Genomic DNA, 13811 nt, shown 5'->3' with positions numbered 1-13811 from the left:
AGCCTTCAGCGGTTGAACCGCTCTGCCAGGCTATGCAGATACTCGGCCATCCGTTCCAGGTCCTGACTGATCTCGGCCCCCTGTTTGGCCTGCCCCGCCGACTGGTCGCACAGTTGGGCAATGCGCACGATCTGTTGATTGATATCCTCGGCCACATGGCTCTGCTGTTCCGACGCCGTGGCCATCTGCTGGCTCATGCCGGTAATGCGGCTGACCGCCTGGGCAATGCCGGCCAGCGCCGTTTGCACCGCCTCGACACTTTGCACACTGTCGCGCGAGATCTGCTCGCCGCGGCTGGCAGTGCTCACTGCACGCTCGGCGCCAGCACGCAGCGAGGCGATGATCTGATGGATTTCGTCGGTGGAAGCACGTGTGCGCTGCGCCAGCGAACGCACCTCGTCGGCGACCACGGCAAAGCCCCTGCCCTGCTCGCCGGCGCGGGCTGCCTCGATCGCGGCGTTGAGCGCCAGCAGGTTGGTCTGCTCGGCAATCGAAGTGATCACATCGACCACACTGCCGATCGACTGGGTCTGCTCGGCCAGGGCGTTGACCGCCTGACCGATATCACTGACCGCCTCGTTCATGCTGCCCATGGCCTTCAGGCTCTGCTGCGCCAGCTCGCTGCCGTGCTGGGCCAGCTGGTCGGCGTCACCGGCAGCATGGGCCGTGCTTTGCACGTTGTGGGTGACCTCCTGGATGGTCGCGGCCATCTGGGCGATGGCCGTGGCCGACTGGTCGGTCTCGCTGCGCTGGCGATCGAGCATCTGCGCCTGGGCATCGGACAGGTCGGCCGACTGAGCGGCCCGCGACTTGACCCCCACACCGGCGTCCACCAGGCGAGTAAGCGCGGTTTGCAGGCGCGCTTCTTCGCTGATGATGGCCAGGTCGAGCTGGCCCAGCAGGCCAGGATTGTCACTGTAGGTCAGGGCCACCAGGGGGCTGGTGAACGCCTTCGGGTGCTCCGCAAGCGTGCGGCGGATCGTTTGGCCTTGCTGGCGCTCGATCAGGTACCAAGCCACCAGCAAGCTGGTCATCAGCACGCCCAGCGCCAGATATGGCGCCAGCCAGAGGTAGCCGGCAGCCGACAGCAGGCCGGCGCCGATCAACGGCCCGCCGTGGGCCACGCCACGCGCCAACCGGGCTGCCCAGGGCGCCGGCGACTTGCCCGCGCGCAGCCGCGCGTACAGGGCTTCGGCACGGCGGATCTGCTCGCGGGTCGGCACCGAACGCACCGACTCGTAGCCACTGATGCGACCATTTTCGTAGATCGCCGTGACATAGGCGCTGACCCAATAGTGATCGCCGTTCTTGGCGCGGTTCTTGACCACCCCCATCCAGGGTTTGCCTTGCTTGATGGTCTCCCACATGTGGCCGAATACGGCGGGGGGCATGTCAGGGTGACGCACCAGGTTATGTGGCTGGCCGACCAGTTCGTCGTAGGTAAAACCGCTGATCGCGACGAAGGCGTCATTGCAGTAGGTGATGCGGCTATTGAGGTCCGTGGTGGAGATCAGGCGCTGCTCGTGGGGAAAGGTTCTTTCGTGCTCAGTGACGGGCAAGTTCATGCGCATCTTGAACGGTCCTTCGAAGAGGGGGTATTGAGGGTGCAGCGCAACTAAATATCTAGCAGAGCGTGGAGGGGTTAGCGGCTAATTTGAAAATTTATTTAGCGCACTCAGTCGGATTGTCCTACGAAACATCCTTCAACCGACATTCAACTGGCTCTTGAGCAAGTCCCGGAATGTTTGAATCAGCGGCTCACGACTACGCCCCCTGCGCACGATCAGCGAGAATGGGGCCTGATACCCGAAAGTAGCTGGCGATAACACCCTCAGGTCGCCCTTGTCGACCCAAGCCTGGGCGTAGTGCTCGGGCAGGTAGCCGATGTAGGCGCCCGAGAGAATCAGGATCAGCTGCGCCTCCATGCTTTCCACCGTCGCCGCACTGTGCTTGAACCCGTGCCGGGCCAGTTCGGCCTGGCTCCAGTAGCCACGCCCCACCATGCGCTGCTGCGTCACCACCTGCTCGGGGATGCGCCGCTCGGCGAACAACGGGTGCCGGCTACTGCAATACAACCAATGCTGCTCGCGGTATAGCGGCAGATAAAGCAAGCCGCTCATGCGTGAAGAAAACGCACCAATGGCCAGGTCCAGACGATTGTCCTGCACACCGAGTTGCAATTCGTAGGGGCTGGACACCGACAGGTGCAGGTGGACCGCCGGGTGTTCCTGGCTATAGGCCCCGATGGCCTCGGCCAAGGGCAGCGCCTGGTCGCCAACGGTGGAGTCGATCACCCCCAGGTTGAGGGTGCCGCGCAGCTCGCCCTTGAGCGCTGCGGCGTACTGTTCGAAACCGTCCAGCTCGGCCAGCAGGCGCAGGGTCTCCTGATGGAACAGCTCGCCCTTGCTGGTCAGGCTGAAGCCGCCCCGGCCACGGTGGCACAGCACGATCCCCAGGGCGCCTTCGAGCTGGCTCATGTAGGTACTGATGGCCGAGGTCGACAGGTTGAGTTCGCGCTGGGCATTGGCGAACCCCTGGTGGCGCACCACGCTGACGAAAATGCGCAGCAGTTTCAGGTCGGGCAAGGTCGAGGCCATGGGCAACGGTTCCGCAGGGTATTTGCGCGCAGTCTAACCGCTCCGGCGCGCGATAGTTCAGAAATTCCTGAAGTAAGTATTTGCCGGTAGCGATTTTTCTCACTCACTACCTTGCGCAGACTTGGCCGAAATGGCCCTGCCCGCCGGCATATACAAAGCTGAAAGGCGTGCGGCGGCACAGGTTCGAACAAACAGAACAATCGACCGACTGATGAGGCCCACCGTGGACAAAGTTCTCCACCAACCACTGGGCGGCAACGAAATGCCGCGTTTCGGCGGCATCGCCACCATGCTCCGTCTCCCCCACCTGCAAAGCGCCGAAGGCCTTGACGCCGCGTTCATCGGCGTACCACTGGACATCGGTACCTCGCTGCGCTCCGGCACCCGTTTCGGCCCGCGGCAGATCCGCGCCGAATCGGTGATGATCCGCCCGTACAACATGGCCACCGGTGCCGCTCCGTTCGACTCGCTGTCGGTGGCCGACATCGGTGACGTGGCGATCAACACGTTCAACCTGCTCGACGCCGTGCGCATTATCGAACAGGCCTACGACGAGATCGTCGAACACAACGTCATCCCGTTGACCCTGGGGGGCGACCACACCATCACCCTGCCGATCCTGCGCGCCCTGCACAAGAAGCACGGCAAGATCGGCCTGGTGCACATCGATGCCCACGCCGACGTCAACGACCACATGTTTGGCGAGAAGATCGCCCACGGCACCACCTTCCGCCGCGCCGTGGAAGAAGGCCTGCTCGATTGCGACCGCGTGGTGCAGATCGGCCTGCGCGCCCAGGGCTATACCGCCGACGACTTCAACTGGAGCCGCCGCCAGGGCTTCCGCGTGGTGCAGGCCGAAGAGTGCTGGCACAAGTCGCTGGAACCGCTGATGGCCGAAGTGCGCGAAAAGGTCGGCGGTGGCCCGGTGTACCTCTCGTTCGACATCGACGGCATCGACCCGGCCTGGGCCCCTGGCACCGGCACCCCGGAAATCGGCGGCTTGACCACCATCCAGGCGATGGAGATCATTCGCGGCTGCCACGGCCTGGACCTGATCGGCTGTGACCTGGTCGAAGTCTCCCCGCCTTACGACACCACCGGCAACACCTCGCTGCTTGGCGCCAACCTGCTGTTCGAGATGCTCTGCGTACTGCCGGGCGTCGTGCGTCGCTGACCGCCGGCATTTGCAACACCCTTGTAGGAGCGGCCTTGTGTCGCGAAAGGGCCGCAAAGCGGCCCCCGGATTTGGCGGCACCGCATAGATTGCCGGGGCCGCTGCGCGGCCCTTTCGCGACGCAAGGCCGCTCCTACAGACCCCGGCAGGAGCCATGAGGGAGGGCCATAGAGGCCCGCCAACACAAGACAGGACCGCCGGGCGCCGTGAACCCGCCTTGCGGTCGATCTCGCCATAATAAAGATAATCGGGAGACCCCCAATGGCCTTGGACATCATTGTTGTAATGATCTATACCGTCGGCATGCTCGGGCTGGGCTGGTATGGCATGCGGCGCGCCAAAACCCACGAAGACTACCTCGTGGCCGGGCGCAACCTCGGCCCGACCCTGTACATGGGCACCATGGCCACCACCGTGCTCGGCGGCGCCTCCACCGTCGGCACCGTGCGCCTGGGCTACGTCCATGGCATCTCTGGCTTCTGGCTGTGTGCCGCCCTGGGCCTGGGCATCATCGCCCTCAACCTGTTCCTCGCCAAACCGTTGCTGCGCCTGAAGATCTTCACCGTCACCCAGGTGCTGGAACGACGCTACAACCCCATGGCCCGCCAGGCCAGCGCGGCGATCATGCTGGCCTATGCACTGATGATCGGCGTCACCTCGACCCTGGCCATGGCAACCGTGCTGCAAGTGCTGCTCGACCTGCCCTTCTGGGCGTCGCTGCTGCTCGGCGGCGGTGTAGTGGTTATCTATTCGACCATCGGTGGCATGTGGTCGCTGACCCTTACCGACATCGTCCAGTTCGTGATCAAGACCGTTGGCCTGATGTTCATCCTGCTGCCGATCTGCCTGTACAAGGCCGGTGGCTGGGATACCCTGGTGGCCAAGCTGCCGGCGGCCAGCTTCAGCTGGACCACCATCGGCTGGGACACCATCATCACCTACTTCCTGATCTACTTCTTCGGCATCCTGATTGGCCAGGACATCTGGCAGCGGGTATTCACTGCCCGTGACGAAAAGGTCTGCCAGCGCGCCGGCACCACCGCCGGTGTGTACTGCGTGCTGTACGGCCTGGCTTGCGCCCTGATCGGCATGTCCGCCCATGTGCTGATGCCGGACCTGGCCAACCCGAACAACGCCTTTGCCGAGATGATCAAGGGCCAGTTGCCGGAAGGCATTCGTGGCCTGCTGATGGCAGCCGCGCTGGCGGCCATGATGTCGACCGCCAGTGCCGGCTTGCTGGCAGCCTCGACCACCTTGACCGAAGACCTGCTGCCCAAGCTGCGTGGCGGCAAGCAGTCGAGCCTGGGCGTCAGCCGCCTGTTCACCCTGATTACCGGCCTGGTGGTGCTGGGTATCGCCATGGCGGTGAACGATGTGATCAGCGCCCTGACCCTGGCCTACAACCTGCTGGTCGGCGGCATGCTGATCCCGCTGATCGGGGCGATCTTCTGGAAGCGTGCAACCACTGCAGGCGCCATTGCCAGCATGTCGCTGGGCTTTGCCACCGCATTGTTCTTCATGTTCAAGGACGGGCTGGATGCCAACACGCCGATCTACTACAGCCTGGCGGTTGGCCTGGTGAGCTTCGTGCTGGTGAGCGTGCTGTCGCGCAAGCCGCTGGGTGAAGTGAAGCTGGCCTGATCGGTCAGCCTGCACCGGCTCTTCGCGGCGGTTCGGCGCCCCGATAAACCCGCTCCCACAGTGTCAGCACATCGTTGAGCCTTGTGCGATTCCTGTGGGAGCGGGTTCACCCGCGAAAGGGCCGGCCCAGGCAATGCAAATGCAGCAGAAACAAGAAGGCCGCAGCATCGGACAGATGCTGCGGCCTTTTGCAGTTCAGCGACGACGCGGCTGGCGCTTGCGCTGCTCTTCATCAGTCGGGATCGGCACCGGCTGCAAAGGTGGTGGAATCAGCCCCAAGGCGACGGCCAGGTCGTGGAGCCAGTTGAACATTTGGTTTTTCATAATGCCCCCTTGACGGGTCAGCCTCACGGCAAATTCAATCCTGCGATGTTTCATACAGATCATAGTCCGATGTCCTGTACTACGCATGCTCTTGTTCCTACAGATATGGGCTAGATTGACGCGGATCAAGCGGAAACGGCGTATTCCGACGACTGGTTAATCGTTTCGGTTTGTTGCAGATCGATCCAGGCCTGCAAATTCGCCCCGCGCATGCCCTGGCGCCACATCAACCAGGTTTCAGCGTGATCGAAGGGTGAATGCAACCGATGCGCGCTGACTCGATCACGCCCAGGCAGGCTGTCGAGCATCGATTGCGCCATCAAGGCCACGCCCGCACCCGCAATCACGCAGGCCAGCATGCTCTGGTACGACTCGATTTCCATCACCCGCCCCATCGGCGTGTGGTCATGGGCATACCAGGCCTCCAGGCGCATACGGTAGGAACAGCCCTGGCGGAAGGTGAACACCGCCTTGCCGGCCACGTCCCTGGCACTGCGCACCGCCGGGTGTTCCGGGCTGGTGATCAAGACCAGCACTTCATCGCACAGCGGCACACCATCAAGCCCGGCCAGGCTTGGCGGGCCGTCCACCAGTGCGGCATCCAGGCGATGGCTGAGCAGGCCTTCAAGCAGATCGCCGCTGGGGGCTGCCTGTACCTGCAGGTTCACCGCCGGGTATTGCTGGTGATAGCGCGCCAACAACGCCGGCAAGTGGATGGCGGCAGTGCTGTACATGGTGCCCAGCACGAAATCGCCGGCCGGCTGGCCGCCTTGCACCGCCGCCACGGCTTCATCACGCAGCGCCGACAGGCGGTTGGCATAATCCAGCAGCACCTTGCCAGCGGGCGACAGCTGCAAGCGCTGGCGTTCGCGCAGGAACAATTCCACCCCCAGTTGCTCTTCGAGCTGGCGCAGGCGCGTCGACAGGTTCGACGGCACCCGGTGCAGGCGCTCGGCGGCGCGGGTCACCGAACCTTCCTCGGCCACGGCCTGGAAGATGCGCAGTTGGCTGAACTCCATGACATTCTCCAAAACAGAACAACTTGATCATCATTATTCAATTTTATTGAAAGTCAATCCGCCCTAACCTGCCATCCATCGCATCGCTTCGCGCAGGAGAGTTCTCATGTCGCCGCTCGTACAACTGCTGGCCAGCGCCGTGGCCCTGATGATGGCCATGGGCATCGGCCGCTTCGCCCTCACCCCGCAACTGCCGCAACTGATCGCCGAAGGGCAGTTCGACCTGACCGCCGCCGGGCTGGTGGCGGCAGCCAACTACCTGGGTTACTTCCTCGGCGCCGTGGACGCCATGTATGCCCGTCGGCCCAACCAGGTGAAACTGCGCCTGCATGGTGGCCTGTGGCTGTGCGTGCTGCTGACCCTGGCCTCCTGGGCTGCCGACGGTTTCTGGAGCCACCTGCTGCTGCGCTTCGGCACCGGCGTGGCCAGCGCCTGGGTGCTGGTGATGATTACCAGCCTCAGCCAGCAAGTGGCCAATGCTCACAACCGCCAGCGCCTTGGCGCGATGGTGTTCGCCGGGCCTGGGGTCGGCATTGCGCTGACCGGCTTTCTGGCCTTGGCTGCGCATCTGCTGGGGCTCGGTTCGGCAGCACTGTGGCTGGTCTATGCCGTTGCGGCGCTGGTGATGCTGCTGGCCGTACGCTCCTGGCTGCCTCGCGCCCTGCAACCCGCCATGACGCCAGCCGCCCAGCAGCTCCCAAGCCGCAGCGTCGGTATCGGTCGCCTGGGCCTGGTTTATGCCCTGTATGGCGTGGGTTACATCCTGCCGGCCACCTTCCTGTCGCAGATGGCCAACCAGCAGTTTCGCGGCCACTGGATGGCCGACCTGTTCTGGCCGGCGTTCGGCCTGGCGGCGGCACTGGGTGTGGTGCTGGTGAGCCTGCGACGGGGACGCCGCACTTCGGCCTGGCTGACGGTCACCTTGTGGTTGCAAGGGTTGGGGGTACTAGCCTGCCTGATGGGAGGTGGCGTTGGCCTGGCCTTGGGCGTGGTGCTGTGCGGCGGGCCTTTCCTGGCGTGCATGCAACTGGTGATGCAACGCTCGCGGGAACTGGCTCCGCACGCCACACAGCGCAATGCCGGGCTACTGACCGCGTGCTTTGCCCTGGGGCAGTTGAGTGGGCCGTTGCTGGCGGCGTTGAGCAACCACTACAGCGGAAGTTTGCAGCCGGCGCTGGTGCTGGCTGCGATGGGCCTGGGGGTCGCGGGCGTACTGGTGCTGACCGGTGGCCGCAGCCTTCAAGATTGCCCGGCGGCGACTCGGGTAGCCTGAACTTTCAAGGCTTGCAGTACCGGCCCTTTCGCGGGCAGGCCCACTCCCAGAGGATCACTGTGGGAGCGGGCGTGCCCGCGAAAGGGCCGGTACTGGCAACCTTCACCCCACAAACTTACGCAGTTGCTGCTTCACCCAAGGCTCGGCACTCACGAGGATCACCCCCAGCAGTACCATGACCGCCCCAAGCACAAAATTCAGACTCAACGGCTCACCCAACAGCACCACGCCGAAGGTTACGCCGAACAATGGGGTGATGAACGAAAACACCGCCAGGTTGGAAGCCAGGTACTTGCGCAACAACCAGAACCAGGTCAGGTAACTGACGAACGACACCACGATCCCCTGGAACAGTACGCTGCCCACCGCCAGCGGCGTGAATGTCACATCGCCAATTTGCCCGCTGACCAGGGCGATCAGCAGCAACCCGGCAAACCCCACCGCCAGTTGGTAGAACAAGGTCAGAGTCGCGGGTGCTTCCGAAAGACGCGAGCCACGTACCACCACCGTGGTCGCACCCCAGGCCAGCCCGGCAAGTACGCCAAAGGCGTCTCCCAACAGCATCCGCCCATCCATTTCGGCGAACGACATGCCGCCGGCAAATGCCATCGCGATGCCGGCAAAGGCCAATAGAATCCCCAGCCACTGCAACAACCGCAGCCGCTCACTGGGCAGCATGAAGTGCAGGCCCAGCGCAGTGAACACGGGGGCGGTATAGAGGAACACCGACATGTGCGCTGCGGAGGTCAGCTTCAGGCCCTCGGCGATGAACAGGAACTCCAGGCCGAACAGCCCACCGGCCACGAGCCCCGCCCGCCAGGTGCTGCCCACCTGTTCCCAGCCACCGCGCCAGCAAATCATCAACCCCACCAGCACCGCGGCGATGCAGTTACGCAGCGCGGCCTGCATCACCGGCGCGATATCCACTGCTGCGGTCTTGATCAGCACCTGCTGGCAGCCCCAGATCAGGCACAGGCCCAGCATCACCTGGAAGGCAAAGGCGTCGGGGTTCTTGCGGGCCGCGCTCATGGGCGGGCCTTTTGGTTGGTCGAGGGCATCGGCAAGGGCTCGGCAGTGGGCAAAGGAATACCGATTATCGGGTTTCCCTGCCCGCCCTTGCCAGCCTCAAAGCGACCTCAAGCGATCTGTGCCTTGGCCGAAACGTGCTCGAAGGTGGTTTCATCCAGCGCATCTTCTTGTTCATCCAGCACTTGGCGCGGGTGCTCGAAGCCGGGGATGCTGCTGTCGATCAGGCTGAGCAAGCGCGAACCACGCTCGGTGAGCACGAAGTTTTCGCCATTGCCGCCGTCTTCCGGAGGCCGAGTCTCTATGAAACCGCGCTCGAACAGTAGCTTCTCGTATTCGCACGCACGGGTCTTCAAATGGTCCAGGTCACCCACCGGCTGGCCCTTGGCGGCCAGCGCCGCAGCGTGCTGCTCGGCATAGGGGCGTGGCGTGAAGCTGTGACCGGCGCCGTTCTGCACTTCGTGCAGCAAACGCTCGATCAGGTCCCAGTCGTAGGTGCTGCTCATGGAGATGGCCTCCTGCTGTGGACGAAGGGGGGATACACAGGTTGGGACCTGTTGGCAGGCGGGAGTGTTCCAAAAGTTATCCAGACACGAACGTTGCCGAATTGGACTACGGCTAAATCCGCAACTGGAACAGGCTGAAACAAGGTGGCTCACATCGTGTATCAGGTGGCAAAAGGTAGAAACTATTTGCTGTCGACATGGCTGCCAAACCACATCTGGCCCATTAATGCATCACCTCCCCTTCGGCACTGTTCATGGAGAAGGGGCGGACGTAACCATTGCGTACCTATCAGCGCTGGCGTTGTTGCGCCTGCATGTATTGGCGCAGCAGCTGGTTGATCCGGGTCTGATATCCGGCTCCCTGCTCCTTGAACCAGGCAAGAACATCAGAATCCAGGCGTATGGTAACCGTCTGCTTGGCTGGAACGCGCAATTCGGCTTCACGGAAAAAGTCTTCTCCCAGTTCGGGGATATCAGAGGTGTCGATGTCCCTGTCACTCTGTTGAGCCAAGCGACTCCAATCAGTTTTCGATGTTTTGGTCATAATTTTTGGCCTCCCATCTGGTGGCTTTTCGCGCAGAGATGATTCGAATGACATCACCCTGCCTTTCCGTGTAGACGACAACGCCTATCAGGCACTTCAACCAGCCAAGGCTGACCCAGCGCTCCTCATCGTGGCCCGGACAATCATCCCGGCGAATCAGCATCGGGTGATTGAACATATCCGGTACATCGCAGAAATCGATGCCGTGTTTGCGGATGTTGATCTGGTTCTTTGCTTCGTCCCACTCAAAGAACATGGGACGCTCCGTATTTACATCTGTACATACGATACCTCCTGTTTGATGGCGAGACTAGAGGGCAATTGCTCGCCCTTCAATAGCGCCAGGAGGCTTTGGGAACAGGACTACAGCATGAAGCGGAAGCTGCCTGAACAAGTGCCTGGCGAGGCTCCGCTACGACTTCAAACTGGGGCCGAGGGGGATCGCTGTACTAGTACTTCGGGGTTGTAGCCGTCGGTCGTTGGGGCTGAACCAACTCGCCGGCACGCGCCTCCACCGGGCAACACCACCGCCGGAGGTAGAAAGGATGAAACCGCTGCTGCGCATCGCCTGTGCCACCGCCCTGTGCTGCGCCCTGCCCGCCTGGGCCTGCACGCCGGAAGAGGCAACTCAGAAACGGGAGGAGCTGGCCGGACTGGTCAGTCAGCTGACCGAGCAGAACCCGCAGAAGGCCAAGGAGATCAATGACGAACTGCAGGGGATGGAGCTGGGGACGGCGAGCAAGGATTTGCCCGACAAGTGCCAGTTGATCGACAAGCGGATAAAGGAGCTGAAACAGGCGGAGAAAAAGGCTGAATAAGTATTGGCCTGTGCTGGCCTCTTCGCGATCCGACTTGCCCGCGAAGAGGCCAGCACCGCTATTGAGCCTTACTCAGCCGCCGGCTTGCGCTTCTTCAGAGGCGCCAGGCCATCGGCGCTGGCCAGCGGTGCATTCGGCCGCGGCTTGGCGGTCGGCTTGCGCTTGGCTGCGGCTTTCTTCTCGCCAGTCTTCTTGTCGACCTTCTTCTTCTTGGCACCCGCCGCCTTGCCCGAGGCCTTGACCTTCTTCGGCCCGCTGTAGGTGCCTTTGACTTCCTTGATCACCCGGCGCTCGAACTGCTGCTTGAGGTAGCGCTCGATGCTGGACATCAGGTTCCAGTCATTGTGGGTGATCAGCGAGATCGCCAGGCCCTCGCCACCGGCACGGCCGGTACGGCCCACACGGTGCACGTACTCGTCACCGCTGCGCGGCATGTCGAAGTTGATCACCAGGTCCAGGCCGTCGATGTCCAGGCCACGGGCCGCCACATCGGTGGCCACCAGTACCTTGGAGCTGCCCTGCTTGAAGCGCTCGATGGCCAGCTTGCGGTCCTTCTGGTCCTTCTCGCCGTGCAGCACGAAGGCCTTCACGTCCTTGGCCACCAGGTGACCATAGATGCGGTCGGCCAGGGCGCGGGTGTTGGTGAAGATGATCGCCTTGTCGAAGGTCTCGTTGGCCAGCAGCCACTGCACGATCTGCTCTTTATGCTGGTCGTGGTCGGCGGTGATGATCTGCTGGCGGGTGCCCTCTGCCAGCTGCGAGACGCTGTTGAGCATCAGGTGCTCAGGGTTTTTCAGGACCTTGCCGATAATGTCGCGCAGGGCCGCGCCGCCGGTAGTGGCGGAGAACAGCAGGGTCTGCTCGCGGTTCTCGCACTCCTTGCACAGGCGCTCCATGTCTTCGGCGAAGCCCATGTCGAGCATGCGGTCGGCTTCGTCGAGGATCATCACTTGCACGTGGGACAGGTCGAGGTTGCCGGCGTTGAGGTGCTCGAGCAGGCGGCCCGGGGTGCCGATCAGCACGTCCGGCACCTTGCGCAGCATGGCGGCCTGCTCCTTGAAGTCTTCACCGCCAGTGACCAGGCCGGCCTTGATGTAGGTGAACTGCGAGAACAGCTGCACTTGCTTGAGGGTCTGCTGGGCCAGCTCGCGGGTCGGCAGCAGGATCAGCGAGCGGATCTCGACGCGCCCGCCTTTCAGGTCGACCAGGCGGTTGAGCAGCGGCAGGACGAATGCCGCGGTCTTGCCGCTGCCGGTCTGCGCGGTCACGCGCAGGTCGCGCCCTTGCAGGGCCAGGGGGATGGCCGCGGCCTGCACCGGGGTTGGCTCGACAAATTTAAGCTCGGCCACGGCTTTAAGCAGGCGTTCATGCAGGGCGAATTGGGAGAACACGGAGGTAACCTCAGGCAAGTGCGGGAAATTCAGTTGCATAGGGTAACGTTTTCTGCCGCCTTAGCCGAATTTCTTTTGGCAACTTCGTCGGCTTCCGCGCTCTAATGGCGCTTCGTTTTGCTGCAATAGACCGGTTTACAAGCTCATGGACATCCAACGCATCTGGCGTGACAGCCTCGACCTGTGGGGCACCCTCGATCAACATCCGCTGCTTCACGCCTCTATCGGCCTGGCCGTACTGCTACTGGTTTCACTGGTGCTCGGGCGCCTGGCACGCTTCCTGGTGCTGCACGGCGCTCGCCTGCTGGCCCGGCAGACGGCACTCAAGTGGCTCGACGACCTGCGCCACAACAAAGTCTTCCATCGCCTGGCCCAGACCACCCCGTCACTGGTCATCCAGTTCGGCCTGAAACTGGTGCCGGAGCTGTCCGACACCGCCCAGCACTTCCTCGGCAACCTTGCCCTGGCCTTCACCCTGCTGTTCATGACCATGGCGCTGTCGTGCCTGCTCGATGCCCTGCTGGACATCTACGCCCGCACCGAACACGCCCGCACCCGCTCGATCAAGGGCTACGTGCAGTTGGCCAAGATGATGCTGTGGATCTTCGCCTCGATCGTCATCGTCGCCACCCTGATCGACCGCTCGCCGCTGTTGCTGCTGTCGGGCCTGGGTGCGATGTCGGCGGTGCTGCTGTTGGTGTACAAGGACACGCTGCTGTCGTTCGTCGCCAGCGTGCAACTGACCAGCAACGACATGCTGCACGTGGGCGACTGGATCGAAATGCCACAGGTCGGTGCCGATGGCGATGTCGTGGATATCACCCTGCACACGGTCAAGGTACAGAACTTCGACAAGACCATCGTCTCGATCCCGACCTGGCGCCTGATGAGCGAGTCGTTCCGCAACTACCGCGGCATGCAGCAGTCCGGTGGCCGGCGCATCAAGCGCAGCCTGTTCATCGACGCCGCAGGTGTGCGCTTCCTGACCCCGGACGAGGAACAGCGCCTGGGCCAGGTGAGCCTGCTGAGTGACTACCTGGCCGGCAAGCGCCAGGAACTGCTGGCCTGGAACGAAGCGCTGGGGCCGGTAGCGGAGCTGTCGGCCAACCGCCGCAGGCTGACCAACATCGGCACCTTCCGCGCCTTTGCCCTGGCCTACCTGAAGAAGCACCCCAACGTGCACCCGAACATGACCTGCATGGTGCGGCAGATGCAGACCACCGCCGAAGGCGTGCCGCTGGAGATCTACTGCTTTACCACCACCACGGTGTGGGCCGATTACGAGCGGATCCAGGGGGATATCTTCGATTACCTGCTGGCGGTGTTGCCGGAATTTGGCCTGAGCTTGTATCAGCAGCCGAGTGGCAATGACATGCGCGTGGGGCTGGCGGGGCGAGCGGCATCCGAGCCGATGCCGCGCCGCCTTGAAGAAATGAACGAGGCTTGAGATGGCCGGGGGCTGCGTTGCAGCCCCTTGACGCCTCAACGGCGAGTCAGA

General features: G+C 62.9%; 14 protein-coding genes. 5 read left to right on the top strand and 9 right to left on the bottom strand.

Annotated elements, in window-relative coordinates:
* Positions 1-5 precede the first annotated feature (5 nt).
* Together ACTORR_RS21770 and ACTORR_RS21765 are read right to left on the bottom strand one after the other, a co-directional pair.
* The gene (locus ACTORR_RS21770; protein ID WP_054885668.1) at positions 6-1571 is read right to left on the bottom strand and encodes a methyl-accepting chemotaxis protein; all 1566 of its coding nucleotides are present in this window, start codon (positions 1569-1571) and stop codon (positions 6-8) included.
* Between the two features lie 132 nt (positions 1572-1703).
* A complete protein-coding gene (locus tag ACTORR_RS21765) occupies positions 1704-2597 on the bottom strand; it encodes a LysR family transcriptional regulator (protein WP_054885669.1) in 894 nt (297 codons plus the stop codon).
* Between the two features lie 223 nt (positions 2598-2820).
* Between ACTORR_RS21765 and speB the strand changes: the two genes are divergently transcribed.
* Positions 2821-3771: an agmatinase gene (speB, locus tag ACTORR_RS21760; protein WP_054885670.1), complete on the top strand. Its 951-nt coding sequence runs from the start codon at positions 2821-2823 to the stop codon at positions 3769-3771.
* A 261-nt stretch (positions 3772-4032) separates the two neighbouring features.
* Positions 4033-5412: a sodium:solute symporter gene (locus ACTORR_RS21755; RefSeq protein WP_054885671.1), complete on the top strand. Its 1380-nt coding sequence runs from the start codon at positions 4033-4035 to the stop codon at positions 5410-5412.
* Between the two features lie 195 nt (positions 5413-5607).
* Here the strand turns inward: ACTORR_RS21755 and ACTORR_RS21750 are convergent, their stop codons facing one another.
* Together ACTORR_RS21750 and ptrR are read right to left on the bottom strand one after the other, a co-directional pair.
* Positions 5608-5736, bottom strand: a complete 129-nt coding sequence (locus tag ACTORR_RS21750; protein ID WP_256215799.1) for a PA1414 family protein — start codon at positions 5734-5736, stop codon at positions 5608-5610.
* A 125-nt stretch (positions 5737-5861) separates the two neighbouring features.
* Complete coding sequence (gene ptrR / locus ACTORR_RS21745; RefSeq protein WP_262108882.1) at positions 5862-6755, bottom strand: putrescine utilization regulator PtrR; 894 nt, start codon at positions 6753-6755, stop codon at positions 5862-5864.
* Between the two features lie 106 nt (positions 6756-6861).
* Here ptrR and ACTORR_RS21740 point away from each other — a divergent pair, with 106 nt between their 5' ends.
* A complete protein-coding gene (locus ACTORR_RS21740; protein WP_313365611.1) occupies positions 6862-8028 on the top strand; it encodes an MFS transporter in 1167 nt (388 codons plus the stop codon).
* Positions 8029-8130: 102 nt separating this feature from the next.
* Here ACTORR_RS21740 and ACTORR_RS21735 read toward each other — a convergent pair whose 3' ends face one another.
* The 4 genes from ACTORR_RS21735 to ACTORR_RS21720 form a co-directional block, all read right to left on the bottom strand.
* Positions 8131-9057 (bottom strand): DMT family transporter, encoded by a 927-nt coding sequence (locus ACTORR_RS21735; RefSeq protein WP_099815966.1) that lies wholly within the window; start codon positions 9055-9057, stop codon positions 8131-8133.
* A gap of 107 nt (positions 9058-9164) precedes the next feature.
* Entirely contained in the window at positions 9165-9560 is a 396-nt protein-coding gene (locus ACTORR_RS21730) for a hypothetical protein (RefSeq protein WP_054885674.1), read from the bottom strand.
* A 289-nt stretch (positions 9561-9849) separates the two neighbouring features.
* Positions 9850-10104: a BrnA antitoxin family protein gene (locus ACTORR_RS21725; RefSeq protein ID WP_054885675.1), complete on the bottom strand. Its 255-nt coding sequence runs from the start codon at positions 10102-10104 to the stop codon at positions 9850-9852.
* Entirely contained in the window at positions 10082-10360 is a 279-nt protein-coding gene (locus ACTORR_RS21720) for a BrnT family toxin (RefSeq protein WP_054885676.1), read from the bottom strand. Before ACTORR_RS21720 ends, ACTORR_RS21725 begins: the two co-directional genes overlap by 23 nt.
* A gap of 289 nt (positions 10361-10649) precedes the next feature.
* On the opposite strand from ACTORR_RS21720, the gene ACTORR_RS21715 reads away from it, so the two are divergent.
* Positions 10650-10922, top strand: a complete 273-nt coding sequence (locus ACTORR_RS21715) for a hypothetical protein (protein ID WP_054885677.1) — start codon at positions 10650-10652, stop codon at positions 10920-10922.
* 68 nt (positions 10923-10990) lie between these two features.
* Here the strand turns inward: ACTORR_RS21715 and ACTORR_RS21710 are convergent, their stop codons facing one another.
* Positions 10991-12352: a DEAD/DEAH box helicase gene (locus ACTORR_RS21710; protein WP_099815967.1), complete on the bottom strand. Its 1362-nt coding sequence runs from the start codon at positions 12350-12352 to the stop codon at positions 10991-10993.
* Positions 12353-12458: 106 nt separating this feature from the next.
* On the opposite strand from ACTORR_RS21710, the gene ACTORR_RS21705 reads away from it, so the two are divergent.
* The gene (locus ACTORR_RS21705) at positions 12459-13760 is read left to right on the top strand and encodes a mechanosensitive ion channel family protein (protein ID WP_313365095.1); all 1302 of its coding nucleotides are present in this window, start codon (positions 12459-12461) and stop codon (positions 13758-13760) included.
* Positions 13761-13811 lie beyond the last annotated feature (51 nt).

It is taken from the genome of Pseudomonas sp. SAR267 (assembly GCF_052077595.1).
GTDB lineage: Bacteria > Pseudomonadota > Gammaproteobacteria > Pseudomonadales > Pseudomonadaceae > Aquipseudomonas > Aquipseudomonas vlassakiae.
This window is presented reverse-complemented; position numbering and strand designations above follow the sequence as displayed.

What these genes read in the sequence shown, in the direction of transcription:
- ACTORR_RS21770 (WP_054885668.1), bottom strand. Translation starts at nt 1,571, where the DNA reads ATGCGCATGAACTTGCCCGTCACTGAGCACGAAAGAACCTTTCCCCAC.
- ACTORR_RS21765 (WP_054885669.1), bottom strand. Translation starts at nt 2,597, where the DNA reads ATGGCCTCGACCTTGCCCGACCTGAAACTGCTGCGCATTTTCGTCAGC.
- ACTORR_RS21755 (WP_054885671.1), top strand. Translation starts at nt 4,033, where the DNA reads ATGGCCTTGGACATCATTGTTGTAATGATCTATACCGTCGGCATGCTC.
- ACTORR_RS21750 (WP_256215799.1), bottom strand. Translation starts at nt 5,736, where the DNA reads ATGAAAAACCAAATGTTCAACTGGCTCCACGACCTGGCCGTCGCCTTG.
- ptrR (WP_262108882.1), bottom strand. Translation starts at nt 6,755, where the DNA reads ATGGAGTTCAGCCAACTGCGCATCTTCCAGGCCGTGGCCGAGGAAGGT.
- ACTORR_RS21740 (WP_313365611.1), top strand. Translation starts at nt 6,862, where the DNA reads ATGTCGCCGCTCGTACAACTGCTGGCCAGCGCCGTGGCCCTGATGATG.
- ACTORR_RS21735 (WP_099815966.1), bottom strand. Translation starts at nt 9,057, where the DNA reads ATGAGCGCGGCCCGCAAGAACCCCGACGCCTTTGCCTTCCAGGTGATG.
- ACTORR_RS21730 (WP_054885674.1), bottom strand. Translation starts at nt 9,560, where the DNA reads ATGAGCAGCACCTACGACTGGGACCTGATCGAGCGTTTGCTGCACGAA.
- ACTORR_RS21725 (WP_054885675.1), bottom strand. Translation starts at nt 10,104, where the DNA reads ATGACCAAAACATCGAAAACTGATTGGAGTCGCTTGGCTCAACAGAGT.
- ACTORR_RS21720 (WP_054885676.1), bottom strand. Translation starts at nt 10,360, where the DNA reads ATGTTCTTTGAGTGGGACGAAGCAAAGAACCAGATCAACATCCGCAAA.
- ACTORR_RS21715 (WP_054885677.1), top strand. Translation starts at nt 10,650, where the DNA reads ATGAAACCGCTGCTGCGCATCGCCTGTGCCACCGCCCTGTGCTGCGCC.
- ACTORR_RS21710 (WP_099815967.1), bottom strand. Translation starts at nt 12,352, where the DNA reads ATGCAACTGAATTTCCCGCACTTGCCTGAGGTTACCTCCGTGTTCTCC.
- ACTORR_RS21705 (WP_313365095.1), top strand. Translation starts at nt 12,459, where the DNA reads ATGGACATCCAACGCATCTGGCGTGACAGCCTCGACCTGTGGGGCACC.